Raw genomic sequence first — 19,581 nt, 5'->3', positions numbered from 1 at the left:
TCCGAGAGTACGGAAGCCACCGGCGAACGGATCAACGCCCGGCGGAAAAAATCCCCGGAGGCGGTGGGGTGGAGTCGGTGGCGTCGGCGTCGTGGACCACCCGGGCGCCCCCGGCGAAGCGGTCCAGCTCCGCGCCGGCCAGCACCCGGCCGGGAAACCAGTCCCCGGCGGCCCGGCGGGTCAGCTCCGGCACCGGCGGTTCGGCGTGCCCGGCGACCAGCACCAGGTTGCCGTACCGGCGACCGCGCAGTACCCCCGCGTCGGCGACCAGCGCCGCGTGCGGCAGTACCGTCCGGACCGTGGCCACCTGGGCGCGGGCGTGCCGCAGCGGCGGGCCGTCGGCGACGTTGGCCAGGTACCAGCCGGCGGGCCGCAGCACCCGGGCCACCTCGGCGGCGTACTCGACCGAGGTCAGGTGAGCCGGGGTGCGCGCACCGGCGAACACGTCGGCGACGACCACGTCGACGCTCGCCTCCCGGGTGGCGGTGAGCACCTCCCGCGCGTCGCCGACGCGTACCTTCAGCCGGCCGTCCGCCGGCCACGGCAGCGCGCGGCGGACCAGGTCGACGAGCGCGCCGTCCACCTCGCACACCCGTTGGGTGGAGCCGGGTCGGGTCGCCGCCACGTAGCGGGGCAGGGTCAGCGCCCCGCCGCCCAGGTGCAGCAGCCGCAGCGGCGTCCCGGCCGGCGCCACCAGGTCGATCGCTGCGGCCAGTCGGCGCACGTACTCGAACTCCAGGTGGGTCGGGTCGGTGAGGTCCACATGGGACTGCGGTGTGCCGTCGAGCAGCAGCGTCCACGAACCCGGCCGGTCCGGGTCCGGCACCAGCTCGGCCCGGCCGGTGTCGACCTGCTCGACCACCCGGTCGGCGGCCCGCCGGCGGCCCATCAGCGGGCCCGGCCGGCGGCGGCGGCCAACACCCGGTGCAGCAGCCGCGCGTCGCCGAGCAGCGCCCGCAGCCGCCGCTCCAGGCCGGCGATCGGCACCAGGTTCTGCGGCGCGCGGGGATCCTTGTACGGGTTCGACGCGAACCGCGGGAGCGTGACCAGGGACAGGTCGGCCAACGCGACCGCCTCGGTGACGTCCAGCTCGGCGGAGCACTCCACCCGTACGATGCCGGCCCAGGGCGCGCCCGGCGCCACCGGCAGCCGCACGTACCAGGACCAGCCGCCCCAGGCGGTGCCGAGCCGGAACACCGGGGACCGCTGCCCCGGGTCGAGGGCGGTGACCACCGCGTTCAGTCGCGCGTCCAGGTACTGGCTGTGCTGGGTCTTGATGTAACCCAACGTGCGGGGCAGCTGCCGGCGGTTGCGCAGCGGCCCGTCCACCACCAGCAGGTCCCCGTCGGTCCGCTCCGCCCCGGACACCTCCACCTCCAGCGCGGTCAACGGCCCCTGCACGGCGGCGGGCAGCTTGGCCAGCTCGCCGGTGCCACCGACCCGGTGCACCGGGTAGCGGACGCTGCCGGCGACCACGTCGCCGGCGGACGGGCTGGCGGTGAACAGCCCCCGGCCCACCTTCGTCCCGGCCAGCTGCGCGACGCCGCGTTGCAGGTCGCAGCGCACCACCCCGGCGGCGTACGACGCGGCGATGCCCGGGTAGGAGCCGCCGTCCTCCTCGGCCGTCCACACGCTCGCGTCGATCCGGCGCACCCCGTCGACCAGCAGCACCACGTCGGGTGCCCGGACGCCGGCCCGCGGGCCGATCGCCCGCCAGTCCACCGCGGGCACCTCGTGGTCCGGCTCGACCCGGGCGCTGCTCGGCGCCGCCGGGCCGCCCCCCGCCTCGAACGACGCGCCGTACGCCGGGTCCCACGCGTCGACGAAGAACCTGCTCAACGGCCCGTCCGCTCGATCCGGGCGGACCGGGCGTCCTTGCGGACCTCGAACCGCACCGGGATGCGCTCGGCCAGCGCCGGCACGTGGGTGACCACGCCGACCATCCGGTCGCCCCGGGCGGCCAGGTTCTCCAGGGTGGCCGCCACCGTGTCCAGCGTGGACGCGTCCAGCGTGCCGAAACCCTCGTCCAGCACGATCGACTCCAGGCTCGCGGCGGTGGTGGACATGCCGGCCAACTGCTCGGACAACGCCAGCGCCAGCGCCAGCGACGCCTGGAAGGTCTCGCCGCCGCTCAACGTGCGCACCCCCCGGCGCAGCCCGGCGTCGTGGTGGTCGACCACGAAGAACTCCCCCTTGTCGTGCACCAGGTCGTACTGGTCGCCGGAGAGTTCCCGCAGGATCGCCGAGGCGCCGTCGACGAGCAGGTCCAGCGCCTCGGCGAGCAGCCACCGCTCGAAGTTGTTGGCCCGCAGGTGACCGGCGAGGGCGCGGGCCACCTGCGCCTCGCGCTCGTGGACCGCCCGCTGCCCCCGCAACTCGGCGGCCTGGTCCCGCCGCTCCACCAGCCGGCGCAGGTCGGCCTCGGCGCGCTCCACGGCGACGGCGGCGTCGCGTACCGGATCGTCGGTGGCCGGCAGCCCGGCGGCGACGAAGACGCGCGCGACGCGCTCGCGCACCGCGGCGCTGGCCGTCTCCGCCTCGGCCACCGCGCCCGCCCGCGCCGCGCGTTCCGCCCGGCGGCGTTCCGTCTCGGCGTCGGCCCAGACGGTGAGCGCGGCCCACGCGGCGGCCACGTCCTCCCGGTCCGGGGCGGGCGGACCGAACCGCGCCAGCCCGTCCCGGGTCGTGTCGAACGCCCGCCAGGCCCGGCGCAGCCGCTCCTCGGCGGCGTCCACCGCCGCCCGGGCCCGGCGGGCGGCGTCGCGCCCGGCGCGCACCGCCGCCGCCGAGTCCTCCAGCGCCGCCCGCAGCCGGGCGTGCTCGGCCAGCTCCCGGCGCAGTACCGCCGGCTCGGCCGCCCCGACCAGCTGGGCGTCCAGCTCGGCCAGCCGTGAGTCGAGCTGGTCCGCGCGGGCCCGCGCCCGCACCAGCACCCGGTCCAGCTCACGCGCCGCCGCGTCCCGCTCCGCGACGGCCGCCTCGGCCGCCTCCGTCGCGGCCCGCGCCACCCGGCCGGCCGCCGTCGCCGCGGCCACCGCAGAGTCGGGCGGCACCGCCGGCAGTCGCACGATCGTCTGCTCGCAGACCGGGCAGGCGTCGCCGTCGCGCAGGTGCGCCCGCAGGGCCACCGCCCGGTCGGTGGCCTTGGCCTCCTCGTGCGCCCGGAACGCCGCCTCCAGCTCGGTCGCCGCACGGGCGGCGGCGGCCCGCGCGTCGGCCAGCGCGGCCACCGCCGTGCCGTGCTCGGCCTGCGCGACGGTCACCGCCGCGTGGACCGCGCCGGCCTCGTCGGCCAGCTTCTCCCGATCGGCGTACGCCCGCAGCAGCAGCCGCAACGCGCTCTCGTCGCCGGCCGCGGCCAACTCGCCGCGCAGCTTCTCCTCCCGCTCCTCGGCCAGCGTCACCGTCGACGCGGCCTCCTCGGCGCCGGCGCGGGCGGCGGTCACCGCGTAGGCCACCTCGGCCACCCCGGTCGGCGCGCGCACGTCGCCCAGCACCGCCAGCTCGGCGTCCAGGGCGGCCAGCGCCGCCGCGGCGTCGCGCGCGGTGGACCGGGCGGACTCCCACTCGGGTACGGCGGCGGCGACCTCCTCGGCCAGCTCCCGCATCCGGTCCACCCGGGCGGTCGCCGCCTCCAGCGCCGCGTCGTCGGTGTCGGCGAGCCCGGCGAGCACCCGGTCCACCGCCTCCAGCTTCGCCTCCGCGGTGCCGGCCCGCTCGGTGGCCTTCTTCTGCACCGCCTCGTAGACCCCGAGACCGAGCAGGTTGACCAGGATCTGCTGCCGGGTGGCCGGCCGGGCGTGCAGGAAGTCGGCGAACTGCCCCTGCGGCAGCACCACGCAGCTGGTGAACTGCTCGTACGGCAGACCGACCGCCTCCAGCACCGCCGCGTCCATCTCGGCCGGCGTGCCGGCGACCACCTCGCCCAGGTCGTCCGGGCTCAACCCGGTGTCCAGCTTGGTCACGTCGAACCCGGCCGGCATCAGCTGGAGGCCGGCACCGGCGGTCTTCACGTTGCCCCGGCCGTCACGGCGCACCACCCGGGTCGCCACGTAGCGCGCGCCCGCCGACTCGAAGACCAGCCGTACCCGGGCCTCGGTGCTCGACGGGGCGAGCGCGTTGGCCAGCCCCCGCGTCCCGCCCCAGCGCGGCACCGTGCCGTAGAGCGCGAAGCAGATCGCGTCCAGCACCGTCGACTTGCCCGAGCCGGTGGGGCCGACCAGCGCGAAGAAGTCCGCGTCGGTGAAGTCGACGGTGGTCTCGTCGCGGAAGACGGTGAAGCCCGCCAGGTCCAGCCGGATCGGTCGCATCAGTGCTCGACCTCCTCGAACAGCTCGTCGAAGAGGTCCCGGACGCCGTCGTCGTCGTGCCCCCGGCTGTCCAGGTAGTCGCCGAACAACTCCCGGGGTGAACGGCCGGCCCGCTGGGCCACCCGGGTGCCGCTGCCCGGTGCGGGCGCCAGCTCCGGATCGATCCGGATCTCCAACGCCCGGGGCAGCAGCTCCTGCACCTCCTCGCGCAGGCCGGCGCGGGGCTGCTCGCGGACGAAGACCCGCAGCCAGGCGTCCGGCGCCTGCACCTCGGCGAGCTGCGCGAGGGTGCCCCGGACCGTGCGCAGCGCCGCCGCCGCGGGCACCGGCACCTCCCGGATCTGGGCCGCCGTCGTGGCGGTCACCTCGACCAGCGTCACCGACGGGACGTTCTCCTGCTCCCCGAAGTCGACCGCGAGCGGGCTGCCGCTGTAGCGGATCGGGCACGGCCCCTGCACCCGCTGCGAGCGGTGCAGGTGTCCCAGGGCCACGTAGTGCGCGTTGCCCGGGAAGACCGTCGCCGGCACCGCGTAGCCGAGCACGGTGTGCGCGTCCCGCTCGCCGCCGCCGGTGGTCGCGCCCACCACGGTCACGTGCGCCGTCACCAGGTGCACCCGGTCCGGTTCGGTGAAGCCCTCGGTCAACCGCCCCACCACGCGACCCAGGTGGTCGGCGTAGGTCTGGTTGGCCTCGGCGGCGGTCAGCTCGTACATCTCCACGGCCCGGATCGCGTACCGCTGGGACAGGAACGGCAGCGCGGCCAGCCGCCAGCGCTCGCCGCCGGCGGTGGTGCCGTCGATCACGTGCTCGTCCGGGTTCTCCCGGACGCCCCCGCGCAGGGTGATGCCGGCGGCGTCGGCCCACGGACGCAACGCGTCGAGGGCCTGGCCGTTGTCGTGGTTGCCGCCGATGGCCACCACGTCCGCGCCGGTCCGACGCAGCGCGGTCAACGCCCGGGTGACCAGCCGGGTGGCCTCCGGGGTCGGCGCGGCGGTGTCGTAGAGGTCACCGGCGACGATGACCAGGTCCGGCTCCTCCCGCCGGGCGATCTCGATCACCCCGGCGAGGACCGCCTTGTGCTCCTCGGCCCGGGACTGCCCCTTGAGGACCTTGCCGACGTGCCAGTCGGAGGTGTGCAGGATCTTCACTCTGCCTGCCTTTCGTTCGCGACTGCGGGGCTCCGCTTCGCTGCGCTCCTCGCGCTCACGGGTGCCTGCCTTTCGTTCGCGACTGCGGGGCTCCGCTTCGCTGCGCTCCTCGCGCTCACGGGTGCCGGCCCCGTCAGAACGGGATGTCGTCGTCGGTGCCGCCGCCGGTGCCGACCACCGCGAACGGGTCGGCCGTCCCGGTGATCGACCGGAGCGTCTGCGACGGGGCCCGGCCGGCCTCGGACACCCGGGTGGCCCAGGCGGGGAACGGGAACTCCAGGCAGAGCGGCACCGGGATGTCCGGCTGGTTGACGAACATCGTGCCGGGCTTGGCCAGCAGCGCGCGCTGACGCTGCGCGGGCGGGAGGAAGCCGTACTCCGGGCGGGACGCCTCGGCCGGGTCCAGCCGGCCGACCACCCGGATCGCCGAGTTGGTGACGATCCGCCGCTCCACCTCGCTCGCCGTCTGCTGGGCGCCGACCAGGATCACCCCGAGCGAGCGGCCCCGCTCGGCGATGTCCAGCAGCACCTCCTTGATCGGGGAGGAGCCCTCCCGGGGGGCGTACTTGTTCAGCTCGTCGAGCACCACGAACAGCAGCGGCTTGGCGGTGCCGGACTTCTCCTTGCGCTCGAACTCGCTCTTCAGCGTCACGCCGACCACGAACCGCTGCGCCCGGTCCGGCAGGTTGTGCAGGTCGACCACGGTGACCTGGGCCGACTCGGCGGTGTTGATGCTGTGCGGGCGGCGGGTGGCGAGGTCACCCCGGATCAGCCGGGACAGGTCCTTCTTGCTGCCGATCAACCGCCGGGCGAACGCGTTGACCGTGCCCAGCCCGACCGCGCTGCCGGCCCACTCGGAGCGGGTGTCGTCGTCGTTGAGCCGGTCGACGATGTGGTCGACCAGATCCGCGTAGGACCCCAGGCGCACCCCGTCGATGCTCACCCCGCCGTCGGCCGGCTGGGCGTAACGGGCCAGGTGGGCGGCGACCGAGTGCACCACCATCGTGTACTGCTGGCGTTCGTCGTCGGCGTCGGCGAACACGTACGGCAGGAGGCGGTCGGCGCAGAACTCGGCCAGCGTCCAGTAGAAGCTGTCCACGCCGGTGAGCCGGCTGCTCACGTCCGGCGTGCCGGAGGAGTCGCCGACCCGTGGCGGCGCGTAGACCCGGACGTCGGGGAAGGCGCCGGCGGCAAGACCGAGCTTCGCGTACGCCGCGTGGGTCGCGTCGTCCAGGCGCGTGTTGGGGTGGTCGAGGAACAGCAGGTCCTCGCCCTTGACGTTGAAGATCAGCGCCTTGGCGTTGACCGCGTCACCGCCGAGCACCCCGGAGCGGAACACCGAGTAGAGCAGGAAGGTGGCGAAGCTGGTCTTGGTGGCGACGCCGGAGATGCCGGAGATCGACACGTGCGCGCCCCGGCTGCCGTCGAGGAAGTCGGCGTTCAGGTAGACCGGCACCCCGTCGCGGCCCATGCCCATCGGGATGCGCCGCTCCATCCGGTCGAAGTGCAGGGCCCGGGCGCGGGCGTCACCCGTCGCGCGGTGCACCACCGCGCCGGGCGTCGGCGGCACGTAGAGCTCCGGGTCGACCCGGGTGGTGGTGATCTCGGCCGCCTCCTGCACCTGCGCCGGCAGCGTGCCGTCGGCGATGGCGAAGACGTCGGAGTCGAACTGGGCGCCCTCGTGCCGGGCCCGCACCTGGGTGACCACCCCGGCGATCGTCACCGGCTCGCGGTCGGGCAGCTCCCGCCGGGTCACCACCACGTCGTCGAGCTGGAGGTAGCTGCCCGGGGCGACCGCCGTCCAGAACTGCAACGGAGTGGCGTCGGCGGTGCCGAGCACCCGGCCGACCTGCTCGGCCGGGCCGTCGATCCCCTCGTCGGTCATCGGGCAACTCCGGTCCGCTGGTGTTCGGGGATGAGGTGGTCGGGGCTGGGGCACACGCCCTGCATCCTGCCCGAGACGTACGACAGCTTGCCACGCGACGCGGCGGACGCCACGTGGTCCGTGCGGCACCGCCACCCACGGTCGCCGCCGCACCGCGCTGCGTCGTCACCCGGCTCGGCGGTGATGGGTGGCGGTCGCTCGGCTCAGGCGCGGGCGTACCGGAGCATGAGGACGCCGTCGGCGGTGGCCAGCACGTGCCGCAGCGACAGGTGTCGGACGGCGGCGGCCTCGCCGGCGGTGATCCGGCCGGGGCCCGGCCCGGCGAGCAGCGGGGCGACGGTCAGGCAGACCTCGTCCACCAGGTCGCTTCCGGTGAGCGCGCCGAACAGGTGCGGGCCGCCCTCGCAGAGCACCTGGCCGAGGCCGCGCCGGTGCAGCTCGGCCAGGCCGGCGGCGAGGTCGACCCGGTCGTCGCCGACGGGCACGACGTCGGCCACGTCGACCAGGCCGGGTGGCGCGGTGGCGCGCGCGTGGGTGAGGACGACCGGCCGCACCGGGGCGTCGGCGAAGGCCGCCTGCCCGGGGTCGAGGTCCAGCGAGCCGGAGACCACCACGAGCGTGGGGTACTCGGCCAGGCCGTGCTCCCGGCGCCAGGCCCGGCGCCGCGGGCTGAGCCGGACCGCGCGGTAGTCCTCGTGCCGCAGCGTGCCGGCGGCGACGACCAGCGCGTCGCAGAGCATCCGGAGCAGGCCGAAGACCCGCTTGTCCGGCTCGCCGGACAGACCGGCGGAGTAGCCGTCGACGGTGACCGCGCCGTCGACGCTGGCCACGAAGTTCATCCGCAGGTGGGGGCGGTCCGCGCGGCGGTAGAGGGCGGTCAGCGCGGCGTCGTCCAGCGGCTCGGCGACCGGGTCGGGCCAGAGCCGGGAGATCGGAATTCCGACGGTCATTCGCCGGCCGGACCGGTGACCGGAGGGGTGGGTCGGGGGGTACGGTGCTGACAGTCGCACCAGTTCCGGCCCGGACAGTCGTCGTGCCGCCTCGCCCGGCACGCTCGGCAGATCATGCTGGCAGCCTAGTTCCCCGGAGGAGGGTGGGAGCGCATGCCACGTCAGATCTTCCAGCTGAGGATCTCCCTGACCGGTGTCCGGCCCTCGATCTGGCGCCGGGTCCTGGTGCCCGGCGGCTACACCCTCGACCGGGTGCACCGGGTGGTGCAGCACGCGGTGGGCTGGCGGGACTGCCACCTGCACTCGTTCGAGGTCGACGGCATCCAGTACGGCGAGCCCGACCCGGACGGCGACCTGGCCGTGCACGACGAGCTGGACGTCCGGCTGGACGCCGTGGTGGGCAAGGGCAGCCGCTTCCACTACACCTACGACTTCGGCGACTGGTGGGAGCACGATCTGCTGGTGGAGGACGTCTGCGCCGCCGACCCGCGGGAGCGCTACCCGGCCTGCCTCGACGGGGAGCGGGCGGGGCCGCCGGAGGACGTGGGCGGACCGGACGGTTACCGGGTGCTGCTGGCCGCGTGGGGCGATCCCGGTCATCCCGAACACCGGGACATGCGGGCCTGGGTGGGGGACCGGTTCGATCCGGCCGCCTTCGACCCCGGGCCGGTGTCGACCCTGCTGCGTCGTCTCTGCTGACCCGGCCCCGCCGACTTAACCGTTTCGGCGCCGCTGGCCTGGTCGGGCTCCGTCGGCCATCGATCCCCGTGGCCGCGAGTCGGATTGGGCGCTGAACCGCTTCGGCCCAGGTCGACGGCCGACGATGATCGGCAAACTTCCTGGTGGTAACGATCTGGGAACGCTCCCAACGGCCTATTGACACTCCCGACACCCCCCGGCAATCTCATGGGAGCGCTCCCGGAGTGGTGCGGGTCACCCGCCGCGCACCGGGCGCCATCCGGGGTGGCACCCACCGGGACGCACCACGACACCCCCACCACACCCGACTGACAGCCTCACCACCGAAAGAGGGGTTACAGATGCGCCTCACCACGCGGCGTACCCGCCTGGCGGCCGTCGCCCTGGCCGCGATCACCGCCGTCGGCGGTCTCTCGGCATGCGGCAACGACGACGACGACCAGCCCGCCGCCGGCGAGAAGCCGGCCAAGCTGGTCGTCGACACGTTCGGCGAGATGGGCTACGACGAGCTCGTCAAGCAGTACGAGAAGGAGACCGGCATCAAGGTCGAGCTGCGCAAGACCGCGCAGCTCAGCGAGTACCGGCCCAAGCTGGTCCGCTACCTCGCCACCGGCAAGGGCGCGGCCGACGTCACCGCCCTGGAAGAGGGCATCCTCAACGAGTTCAAGGCCAACCCGCGCAACTGGGCCGACCTCAACCCGCTGGTCGCCGACCACTCCAAGGAGTACCTGCCCTGGAAGTGGGAGCTCGGCAAGGCGCCGGACGGCCGGCTGATCGGTCTGCCGACCGACGTCGGCAGCCTCGCCGTCTGCTACCGCAAGGACCTGTTCCAGGCGGCCGGCCTGCCCACCGAGCGGGACCAGGTGTCGGCGCTCTGGCCGGACTGGAACGGCTTCCACGAGGCCGGCAAGAAGTACAAGCAGGGCAGCGGCGGCAAGGCGTTCATCGACTCGATCACCGCCGTCTCCAACGGCGTGCTGTTCCAGCAGGGTGCCGACCTGTTCTACGACAAGGAAAACAACATCATCGCGGACAGCAGCCCCGCGGTGAAGACCGCGTGGGACACCGCGACCTCGATGGTGGACATCTCCGCCAAGGCGCAGACCTGGTCGCCGGAGTGGTCGGGCGGCTTCAAGCAGGGCACCTTCGCGGCGACCTTCTGCCCGTCCTGGATGCTCGGCATCGTCGCGGAGAACTCCGGTGCGGCGAACAAGGGCAAGTGGGACGTGGCGTCCGTGCCGGGTGGCGGCGGTAACTGGGGCGGCTCGTGGCTCGCGGTTCCGGAGCAGAGCAAGTACCAGAAGGAGGCGGCGAAGCTCGCCGAGTTCCTGACCAACGCCACCAGCCAGGTGGAGGCCTTCAAGGCCAAGGGCCCGCTGCCCACCAACCTTGAGGCGCTGAAGAACGAGGCGTTCCTCAGCTACACCAACGAGTACTTCAGCAACGCGCCGACCGGCAAGATCTTCGGCGAGAGCGTCAGCAAGATCGAGCCGATCCACCTGGGCCCGAAGCACCAGGCGGTGAAGGAGAACGCGTTCGAGCCGGCCATGCGGGCGTTCGAGAACGGGCAGGCCGACAAGGCCAAGGCCTGGGAGCAGTTCACGAAGGACGCGAAGACTCAGGGTGCTTTCTGAGTGATTCCCCTCCGGTGGCGTTCGGGGACAACCCGGACGCCACCGGTCGGTCCCCCCTCCGCGTAGCACCCCGGCGAGGGCCCCCGGGCCTCGCCGGGAAAGGAATCTCGCCATGAGCCTCTCGGCCACGACGGCACCGCCGTCACCAGCACCACCACCCCCCGACGCCCCCGCCCGGCGTCGCCGGGGATACCTCCTCAACCGCTTGGACCTCAAGTACTCGCCGTACCTCTACATCGCGCCGTTCTTCCTGCTCTTCGGCGTGTTCGGGCTCTACCCGATGCTGCGGACCGCCTGGATGTCCCTGCACGACTGGGACATGATCGGCGACCACACGTTCATCGGGCTCGACAACTACAGCGCGCTGCTCTCCGACGACTACTTCTGGAACGCGCTGGTCAACACGTTCGGCATCTTCGCCCTGTCGACGATCCCGCAGCTGCTGCTGGCGCTCTTCCTGGCGAACCTGCTCAACAAGACCCTCCTGCGCGCCAAGACCTTCTTCCGGATGGCCATCTTCGTCCCGAACGTGGTCTCGGTGGCCGCCGTCGCGATCGTCTTCGGCATGCTGTTCCAGCGGGAGTTCGGCCTGTTCAACTGGCTGCTCAGCCTCGTCGGTGTCGACCCGGTCGACTGGGACGGGGAACGGTGGAGTTCCTGGACCGCCATCGCCTCCATGGTCAACTGGCGGTGGACCGGTTACAACACGCTGATCCTGCTCGCCGGGATGCAGGCCATCCCGAAGGACCTCTACGAGGCCGCGGCGATCGACGGTGCCAGCCAGTGGCGGCAGTTCTGGCAGATCACCCTGCCGATGCTCAAGCCGACCTTCATCTTCGTGGTCATCCTGTCCACGATCGGTGGCATGCAGCTCTTCACCGAGCCCCTGCTCTTCGGCAACGGCAACATCATCGGCGGCAACCAGCGGGAGTTCCAGACGCTGGCCATGTACATGTACGAGAAGGGCATCACGAACCTGAACACCGCGGGCTACGGAGCCGCGGTCGCCTGGGCGATCTTCATGATCATCGTGTTGGTGTCGCTGCTCAACTTCCTACTCGTCCGTCGCACGGCGAAGTGAGGAGAGACCGATGATCTCGGCTTCCCAGCGCCTGTGGCGCACCAGTCCGTTGACCTACGTGGCGCTCGTCCTGGCGGCGCTGATGTCGATCTACCCCTTCTACTACATGGTCGTGATCGGCACCCGCAGCCTCGACTCCATCAACGACGTGCCACCGCCGGTGACCCCCGGCGGAGCGTTCGGGGACAACTTCGGCCGGGTGCTCGACAACGACGCGGCCAACTTCCTCAAGGGCATGATGAACTCGATCATCGTCTCCTCGGTGGTCACCCTGTCGGTGGTGCTCACCGGGTCGCTGGCCGGGTTCGCCTTCGCGAAGCTGAAGTTCCGGGGGCAGAACGCCCTGCTGCTGGCGATCATCGTCACCATGATGATCCCGACCCAGATGGGCCTCATCCCGCTCTGGGGCATGATGCAGGACCTCAACTGGTACGACACCCTCTACGCCGTCACCGTGCCGTTCCTGGTCAGCGCCTTCGGTGTGTTCATGATGCGCCAGTACGCCAGCCAGGCGATCTCCGACGAGTTGATCGAGGCCGGCCGCGTCGACGGCGCGAGCACGTTCCGGATCTACTGGAGCATCGTGCTGCCCGCGCTGCGCCCGGCCGCCGGCGTGCTCGGTCTGCTGACCTTCATGGAGACCTGGAACTCGTTCCTCTGGCCGTACGCGATCCTGTCCCCGGAGAACCCGACCCTCCAGGTCTCGCTCTCCTTCCTCTCGTACGCCTACTACACCGACTACTCCCAGGTCTTCGCCGCCACCGCGGTCGGCACCATCCCCCTGGTGCTCGTCTTTCTCCTGTTCGGCCGCCAGATCATCGGCGGGATCATGGAAGGTGCCGTCAAATCGTGAGCTACCCCGCCCGCCCGCCGGCCTCCGGTGCCCTCGCCGAGCGCCCGCCGCTGACCTTCCCGCCCGGCTTCCTCTGGGGCGCCGCCACCGCGGCGTACCAGATCGAGGGCGCCGCGACCGAGGACGGCCGGGGCCCGTCGATCTGGGACACCTTCAGCCACACCCCCGGCCGGACGGTCAACGGGCACACCGGCGACGTGGCCTGCGACCACTACCACCGGCTGGACTCCGACGTGGCGCTGATGGCCGAGCTGGGGCTGAAGTCCTACCGGTTCTCCGTCTCCTGGCCGCGGGTGCAGCCGGGCGGGTCCGGCCCGGCCAACGAGGCCGGCCTGGACTTCTACCGGCGGCTGGTGGACAACCTGCTGGCCAACGGCATCGAGCCGTGGCTCACGCTCTACCACTGGGACCTGCCGCAGCCGCTGGAGGACGCCGGCGGCTGGCCGGCCCGGGACACCGCCGCCCGGTTCGCCGACTACGCGACGCTGGTCGCCGACGCGCTCGGTGACCGGGTGCGGTACTGGACGACGCTCAACGAGCCGTGGTGCTCGGCCTTCCTCGGCTACGGTTCCGGCGTGCACGCGCCGGGCCGGTCGGACGGCGCGGAGGCGGTCCGCGCCGGACACCACCTGATGCTCGGCCACGGCCTGGCCGTGCAGGCACTGCGGGCGGCCCGGCCGACCGCCGAGCTGGGTGTCACGGTCAACCTCTACCCGGTCGACCCGGCCAGCGACGCGCCGGGTGACGTCGACGCCGCCCGGCGGATCGACGGGCTGGCCAACCGGTTCTTCCTCGACCCCCTGCTTAAGGGGGCGTACCCGGAGGACCTGGTGGCCGACCTGGCCGAGGTGACCGACTTCGGGCACGTCCAGGACGGTGACCTGGCGACCATCTCCAGCCCGCTGGACGTGGTCGGCGTCAACTACTACAGCCGGCACGTGGTGGCCGCGCCGATCGAGGGCCAGCAGCCGGAGAAGTACTGGCGGGCGCCGTCCTGCTGGCCGGGCAGCGAGGACGTCCGCTTCGTCACCCGGGGCGTCCCGGTCACCGACATGGACTGGGAGATCGACGCCCCGGGCCTGCTGGAGACGCTGCGCCGGGTGCACGAGGAATACACCGACCTGCCCCTGTACGTCACCGAGAACGGCTCCGCCTTCGTCGACACGGTGGTCGACGGGGAGGTCGACGACGTCGACCGGCTCGCGTACTTCGACGCCCACCTGCGCGCCTCGCACGAGGCGATCGAGGCGGGCGTGCCGCTGCGGGGCTACTTCGCCTGGTCGCTCATGGATAATTTCGAGTGGGCCTGGGGTTACACCAAGCGGTTCGGCATGATCCACGTCGACTACGACAGCCAGGTCCGCATCCCCAAGTCCAGCGCCAGGTGGTACGCCGAGGTGATCCGACGCAACGGTCTGGCCGCACAATAGGCTCGGGCCAGCAATCCGGGCGGTCCCGGTGCCCCACCCCGCGGGGGTGGCACCGGGTCCGCCCGACGTCGGAGGAGCAGACGATGACAACGCAGCGCACCCGGTCGCTCGGGCGCCCGACCCTCGACGCGGTCGCCGCGCGCGCCGGCGTGGGGCGCGGCACGGTTTCCCGCGTGGTCAACGGGTCGCCCCAGGTGAGCCCCGAGGCCCGGGCCGCGGTGCAGCAGGCCATCGCCGAGCTGGGCTACGTGCCCAACCGGGCCGCCCGCGCACTGGTCACCCAGCGGACGGACTCCGTCGCGCTGGTGGTCTCCGAGTCCGGCGAGCGGGTCTTCACCGAGCCGTTCTTCGCCGGCATCGTCCGGGGCGTCAGCTCCGGGCTGCTGGAGACCCCGCTCCAGCTGTGGCTCGCCATGGTGCAGTCGCCGATCGAGCGGGAACGCGTCGAGCACCACCTCACCAACCAGCACGTCGACGGCGTACTGCTGCTGTCGCTGCACGACGCCGACCCGCTGCCCGGCATGCTGGAGGAGCGCGGCCTGCCCGCGGTGCTCGGCGGACGACCGGCCCGGATGCTGGGTTCGGGCGCCCAGCCGGGGTGGTTCGTCGACGTGGACAACATCGGTGGCGCCCGCAACGCGGTGCAGCACCTCGCCGCCCGGGGGCGGCGGCGGATCGCCACCATCGCCGGGCCGCAGGACATGGGCGCCGGCCTGGCCCGGTTGACCGGCTACCAGGAGGCGGTCCGGGCCGCCGGGGGCGGGGTCAACCCGGACCTCATCGCGTACGGGGACTTCAGCGAGGAGAGCGGAGTGGCCGGGATGCGCCGGCTGCTGGACGTCTGCCCCGACCTGGACGCGGTCTTCGTCGCCTCGGACCTGATGGCGTTCGGCGCGTTGCGGACGCTGCGCGAGGCCGGCCGGCGGGTGCCCGAGGACGTGGCGGTGATCGGCTTCGACGACGCCCCGATCGCCCGGCAGGCGGACCCGCCGCTGACCACGGTCTTCCAGCCGATCGAGGAGATGGGCCGGCAGATGGCCCACCTCCTGGTGGCCCGCATCCGGGGTGAGGAGTTCGCCTCCCCCCACGTCCTGCTGGACACCCAGCTGATCGAGCGCGCCTCCGCCTAGTTCGCGCCGGGCGCGGGCCCGCGTGCCGGGCCGGCGGGCGGGGCGGAATCCCGGGCAACCCGGCGGACACCTGCCGGCTGACCGCCGGCCACCTGCCGCTGCTAGCTTCTCGCCCTGTGCCCGCCACCGACGTGCTGCTGATCGCCGGTGTCGTGCCGGCCCCACAGGTACTGGCCGACGTCGTCGGCGCGCTCCGGGCCCGGGGCGCCCGGGTACACCTGGCCGGCGCGGTCGACGCCGACCGGCTGCCGGCCGACCTGCACCTCGACTGGGTCTGCGCGCTACCGACCGACACCGTGCACGCCGCGCCGAATCGTCGGGCGCTGCACGCGGGCGGCGGCGAGCGGTTGTGGCTGCGGCTCCGGCGCGAGCCGGCACTGCGTCGGCAGCTGCGCCGGGTCGACGTGCTGGTCGCGCTGGACGCCTACGCCTCGTACAGTGTCCGCCGCATGGCCCGGCGGCACCCCGACCTGGACGCCCGCTTCGGCGTCGCCGAGGCGGTCCGGGACGAACCGGGGCGACCGACGCGCCCGGTCGGACTGGCCACCTACCCGGGGCGGGCGGCCGGCGGGTTGCGCGACGCGGTGCGCGGCACGGCGCGTACCGCGGCCGGGCTCGCCACCGCCCGGCCGATCCTGCGCAGTCGGGCCGGCAGCCGCTTCTGGCTCGGCGTGCTGACCGCACCCGCGCTGCCCGATCCGGTACGCGCCGTGCTGGCCCGTGAGGTCGGCACCGGCATGTCGTGGGCGGGGCACCCGGAGCGGCAGAGCCGGGCACTGCGCGCGGCAGCCGCCCAGGTGACCGCCCCGGACGTCGCGGCCCGGCTGCGCGGCGACGCGGCGGCCGCCGAACTGGCGGCGGGCGAGCTGCCGGACGACCTGGCGACCGTGGTGGCTGGGCTGCTGGCGGTGGCCGATCGACGCCATGACGCCGGGGACGCGGTGGGCGCCGCCGCACATGTCGAGCGGGCGTTGGGGCTGCTGTTCCACCGCGTCCTGCACGTCGACCGGCTGACCTCACCGCTGGCCGACGACCCGGCCGGCTTCGTCGCCCCGCTCCGCCGGTCGACGGCCGTGGCGGCGGCGACGGCCCCGCGCGGTCGTCGCCGGCCCGCCGCGGGGCCACCGGCCGGCCGCCCGGTCCGGTTGCTGATCCTCACCAGCGTCGACGACAAGTTCCTGTCCCTGATCCGGTCGACCTACGACGCCGAGCCCGGAGTCGAACTCCGCTTCCTCGACCTGGCCGCCGAACCGGAGGCGCAGCGGCTCGCCGGCGCGGTCGGCGCGCGGCTGCGGCACCGCCTCGGCGGCGACCCCGGTCACGCCGAGCAGGTCGAGCGGTGGTTGCGGCCGCACCTGGACTGGGCCGACACGGTGCTCGTCGAGTGGTGCGCGGCCCCCGCCGCGCTGGTCACCTCGGTCGACCCGGGCACCACCCGGGTCGTGGTGCGGCTGCACAGCTACGAGACACTGACCCGCTGGCCGCACCTGGTCGACTTCTCCCGGGTCGACGACGTCGTCTTCGTCGCCGACCACATCCGGGACCTGGCCGTGTCACTGGTGCCCACCCTCGCCCGCCGCGCCGCCGGACCCGGTGGAGCCGCCGCAGGCGATGCCGGGAATGTCGGGGACGCGGGGTGGTCGCCGCCCCGCCTGCACGTGCTGCACAACGCGATGGACCTGCGCGGTTTCGTCCGGCCCAAGGCGGCGCGGGCCCGCTTCCACCTGGGCCTGGTGGGCGTCGGTCAGGTGGCGAAGGACCCCCGCTGGGCCCTGGCCGTGCTACGGCTGCTCCGCGCGCACGATCCGCGCTACCGCCTGTTGCTGGTCGGTGCCGACGTGCGTCCGGAGACCAGCGTGGCCGCCCGCCGGTACCGGGCCGCCCTGGACGCCGACCTGGCCGAGCTGACGCCGTCCGGTGCGGTGCTGCGCACCGGGCCGACCGACGACGTGCCCGCGGCGCTCACCGAGATCGGTGTCGTCCTCAGCTCCTCGGTGCGGGAGGGCTGCCACGTCGGACTGATGGAGGGGGCGGCGAGCGGGGCCGTCCCGGTCGTACGGGACTGGCCGTTCTTCGCCGGCCGGCCGGCGAACGCCCGCCACCTCTATCCCGCCGACTGGGTGGTGGACAGCCCACAGGAGGCGGTCCGGCGGATCCTCGCGGTGACCCGTGACGAGCGCACCTGGCGGGCGGCCGGCGCGGAGGCGACCGGGTACGCCCTGGCGACGTGGGACTGGTCCGTGGTCCGGCCCGACCTGGACCGCCTGCTCTCGACCTGACACCGGTCACCGCCGTGTCGCGGCAGGTTCGTCCCACACCTCCCTGCCGTACACCTCGGCGCAGTAGCGTCACCGCGCCCGCCTCGGACCGATCCGGAGACCGCCTTGCTCCCGCAGTTCGCCCGCCGGTACCACCGCGCCGACCTCGCCCGCCGCTACCGGTACGTCTTCGTCGTCACCTACGGCCGGTCCGGCTCGACGTTGCTGATGGGGTTGTTGAACACCATCCCCGGTTACCGGATCCGTGGTGAGAACGGCAACGCGCTGTACCGGCTGTACCAGGCTCAGGCGGTCCTCGACGGCGCTCACCGCAGGCACGGCGGCGACGAGAGCCGGTCGTCGCGCAACCCGTGGTACGGCGCGCACGCCTGGCGCCCCTCGGCGTTCCGTCGGGCCCTGCTCGACGCGTTCGTGGCCGACGTGCTGTGCCCCCGCCCGGGCGACCGGGTGCTGGGGTTCAAGGAGATCCGCTACACCGAGGCGCACCTGGAGGACCTGACCGGATACCTCGACTTCCTCCGGAAGTCCTTCCCCGCCTCGAAGATCGTCTTCAATCACCGGCTCCCCGACGACGTGGCGCGCAGCGCGTGGTGGGCCGAGCATCCCGGCTCGCTGGAGCGCGTCCAGGCCGCCGACCGTCGTCTGTCCGCCTTCCCCGCCGACGCGCGGCACTTCCACTTCCACTACGACCGGATCGACGACAGCCTCGACAACATCCGGGAGCTGTTCGCGTTCCTCGGTGAGGAACTGGACGAGGCACGGGTCCGGGCCACGCTGGACACCCGGCACTCGTACAAGCCGGCGGCCCGGGGCGCCGGCGGGACCGCCGCGCCGACGACGCCGCGCGGCACCCGCCGGCTCCGCAGGTTGGCCCGCCGCGTCGTGCGGGTGGCGCGACGGCGCTGAGCCGGCGCCACCGCCGGCCGGTGTCCGGCAGGACCCCCGCCCCGATCCGCCCCGACCGCACCCCGCGCCGGGCGTCGGCGCCCCGCGCCGCCGCCGAGCGTCGTCCAGGGCGCGGCGGCGGGGGCCACACCCGACCCCTAGCTGGTCGTCGGCCGGGTCACCGCCGGGTGCAGGGCGGGGGAGTAACCGTGCTCAGCGGGCCGCCGGACCGTCCTCCGCAGCTGGTTCGCCGCCCGGTAGGCCGAGCGCAGCACCGCGTACGCGGGATAGTTGTCGTCGCGCAGCAGGCGGTGCTTCAGCCCGGCCACGCCGTCGGGCATCGGGTAGCCGTCGGCCGGCAGCCAACGCCGGTAGTCCCGCGCCGCCCGGTGGAAGAACGACCGGCGTACCGACGGCGGCAGCCGCCGCTCGTTGCCGGCGATGACCAGGTAGTGGTCCGTCATCACCCGGAACAGCTCCGGCCGGAAGACGTCGTACGCCCGGCCGCCCCGGTCGACCCGGGCGAACAACCGTTCGTACTGGGCGAAGACCTCGAAGTGGCGCGGGCTGCGGGTCTTGGTGATCGCGCCGGAAGCCGCCCGCTGCCGGTAGCAGTAACAGACCCGGTCGAGCACCTCGATCCGTTCCGCCGCCATCAACAGCGGGTGGCTGAAGGCGCAGTCCTCGTACCAGCCGGGGGAGAAGCGCAGCCCGGTCTCGTGGAGGTACGCCCGGCGGGCCACCTTGGTGCACGCCGACTGGGCCAGGCGCAGCAGGCGGGGATGCTCGGCCAGGCGCAGCGGGGACGGTAGCGCGCGCAACACCCCGTCCGGGGTGCCGGCCACCACCCGGCCGTTGTCGAAGACCTCGACGTGGTCGACGAGCAGGACGTCCGGACGGGTGGCCGACAGCCGGTCCAGCACCGCCTCGACCGCCCCGCTCGACACCCAGTCGTCGCCGTCGACGAACCAGACGTACTCGCCCCGGGCCGAGGTGAGCCCGAGGTTGCGCGCCCCGCTCAACCCCACGTTCCGGGGCAGGGTGAGCACCCGCAGCCGTGGGTCACGGCGGGCGTAGTCGGCCAGGATCGCCGCCGACCGGTCCGGCGAGCAGTCGTCGACGGCGACGACCTCCACCTCGGCCGACCGGTCGAACAGCACGGAGTCCAGGCAGAGCGGCAGGAAGTCCGCGACATTGTGGACGGGGATCACCACGGACAGCATCGGTGCGGGGGCACTCATGCCCTACACGGTCGACGGCACAGGTTGCCACCATGCGAACACCGGTTGAGGCGTCG

15 protein-coding genes are annotated in these 19,581 nt (G+C 73.6%); 8 read left to right on the top strand and 7 right to left on the bottom strand.

The genetic code is table 11. The features are described 5' to 3' along the window. Nucleotides 1-31 precede the first annotated feature (31 nt). The 6 genes from D7223_RS06180 to D7223_RS06155 all read right to left on the bottom strand — a co-directional run bounded on the left by D7223_RS06180 (nucleotide 32) and on the right by D7223_RS06155 (nucleotide 8,293). The gene (locus D7223_RS06180) at nucleotides 32-889 is read right to left on the bottom strand and encodes a spermidine synthase (protein WP_120725944.1); all 858 of its coding nucleotides are present in this window, start codon (nucleotides 887-889) and stop codon (nucleotides 32-34) included. After that, a complete protein-coding gene (locus D7223_RS06175; protein WP_120725942.1) occupies nucleotides 889-1,839 on the bottom strand; it encodes a hypothetical protein in 951 nt (316 codons plus the stop codon). The genes D7223_RS06180 and D7223_RS06175 overlap by 1 nt, the downstream gene beginning before the upstream one ends. Continuing rightward, a complete protein-coding gene (locus D7223_RS06170; RefSeq protein WP_120725940.1) occupies nucleotides 1,836-4,310 on the bottom strand; it encodes an AAA family ATPase in 2,475 nt (824 codons plus the stop codon). Before D7223_RS06170 ends, D7223_RS06175 begins: the two co-directional genes overlap by 4 nt. Further along, on the bottom strand, nucleotides 4,310-5,458 hold the full coding sequence (locus D7223_RS06165; RefSeq protein WP_120725938.1) for an exonuclease SbcCD subunit D: 1,149 nt from the start codon (nucleotides 5,456-5,458) through the stop codon (nucleotides 4,310-4,312). Before D7223_RS06165 ends, D7223_RS06170 begins: the two co-directional genes overlap by 1 nt. 133 nt (nucleotides 5,459-5,591) lie before the next feature. After that, nucleotides 5,592-7,343, bottom strand: coding sequence for an ATP-binding protein (locus D7223_RS06160; protein ID WP_120725936.1), 1,752 nt, complete (start codon nucleotides 7,341-7,343; stop codon nucleotides 5,592-5,594). 203 nt (nucleotides 7,344-7,546) lie between these two features. Continuing rightward, complete coding sequence (locus D7223_RS06155) at nucleotides 7,547-8,293, bottom strand: pyrimidine reductase family protein (RefSeq protein ID WP_120725933.1); 747 nt, start codon at nucleotides 8,291-8,293, stop codon at nucleotides 7,547-7,549. A gap of 153 nt (nucleotides 8,294-8,446) precedes the next feature. On the opposite strand from D7223_RS06155, the gene D7223_RS06150 reads away from it, so the two are divergent. The 8 genes from D7223_RS06150 (at nucleotide 8,447) to D7223_RS06115 (ending at nucleotide 18,305) form a co-directional block, all read left to right on the top strand. Continuing rightward, nucleotides 8,447-8,992: a plasmid pRiA4b ORF-3 family protein gene (locus tag D7223_RS06150; RefSeq protein ID WP_120725931.1), complete on the top strand. Its 546-nt coding sequence runs from the start codon at nucleotides 8,447-8,449 to the stop codon at nucleotides 8,990-8,992. Nucleotides 8,993-9,333: 341 nt separating this feature from the next. After that, nucleotides 9,334-10,626, top strand: coding sequence for an ABC transporter substrate-binding protein (locus D7223_RS06145; RefSeq protein WP_120725929.1), 1,293 nt, complete (start codon nucleotides 9,334-9,336; stop codon nucleotides 10,624-10,626). A gap of 112 nt (nucleotides 10,627-10,738) precedes the next feature. After that, a complete protein-coding gene (locus D7223_RS06140) occupies nucleotides 10,739-11,707 on the top strand; it encodes a carbohydrate ABC transporter permease (protein WP_120725926.1) in 969 nt (322 codons plus the stop codon). A gap of 10 nt (nucleotides 11,708-11,717) precedes the next feature. Beyond that, entirely contained in the window at nucleotides 11,718-12,560 is an 843-nt protein-coding gene (locus D7223_RS06135; RefSeq protein ID WP_120725924.1) for a carbohydrate ABC transporter permease, read from the top strand. After that, entirely contained in the window at nucleotides 12,557-13,990 is a 1,434-nt protein-coding gene (locus tag D7223_RS06130) for a GH1 family beta-glucosidase (RefSeq protein WP_120725922.1), read from the top strand. Before D7223_RS06135 ends, D7223_RS06130 begins: the two co-directional genes overlap by 4 nt. 83 nt (nucleotides 13,991-14,073) lie before the next feature. Further along, nucleotides 14,074-15,120 carry a LacI family DNA-binding transcriptional regulator gene (locus D7223_RS06125; RefSeq protein ID WP_120725920.1) on the top strand — a complete coding sequence of 349 codons (1,047 nt, stop codon included), beginning with the start codon at nucleotides 14,074-14,076 and terminating at the stop codon, nucleotides 15,118-15,120. A 116-nt stretch (nucleotides 15,121-15,236) separates the two neighbouring features. Further along, nucleotides 15,237-17,399: a glycosyltransferase family 1 protein gene (locus D7223_RS06120; RefSeq protein WP_120725918.1), complete on the top strand. Its 2,163-nt coding sequence runs from the start codon at nucleotides 15,237-15,239 to the stop codon at nucleotides 17,397-17,399. 105 nt (nucleotides 17,400-17,504) lie between these two features. Then, entirely contained in the window at nucleotides 17,505-18,305 is an 801-nt protein-coding gene (locus tag D7223_RS06115) for a sulfotransferase (protein ID WP_120725916.1), read from the top strand. A gap of 137 nt (nucleotides 18,306-18,442) precedes the next feature. Here the strand turns inward: D7223_RS06115 and D7223_RS06110 are convergent, their stop codons facing one another. After that, on the bottom strand, nucleotides 18,443-19,525 hold the full coding sequence (locus D7223_RS06110; RefSeq protein WP_120725914.1) for a glycosyltransferase family 2 protein: 1,083 nt from the start codon (nucleotides 19,523-19,525) through the stop codon (nucleotides 18,443-18,445). Nucleotides 19,526-19,581 lie beyond the last annotated feature (56 nt).

Origin of the sequence: Micromonospora endolithica, assembly GCF_003626595.1 — a bacterium.
GTDB lineage: Bacteria > Actinomycetota > Actinomycetes > Mycobacteriales > Micromonosporaceae > Micromonospora > Micromonospora endolithica.
The sequence above is the reverse complement of the archived record's forward strand: the minus strand, read 5'-3'. Positions and strand labels throughout refer to the sequence as shown.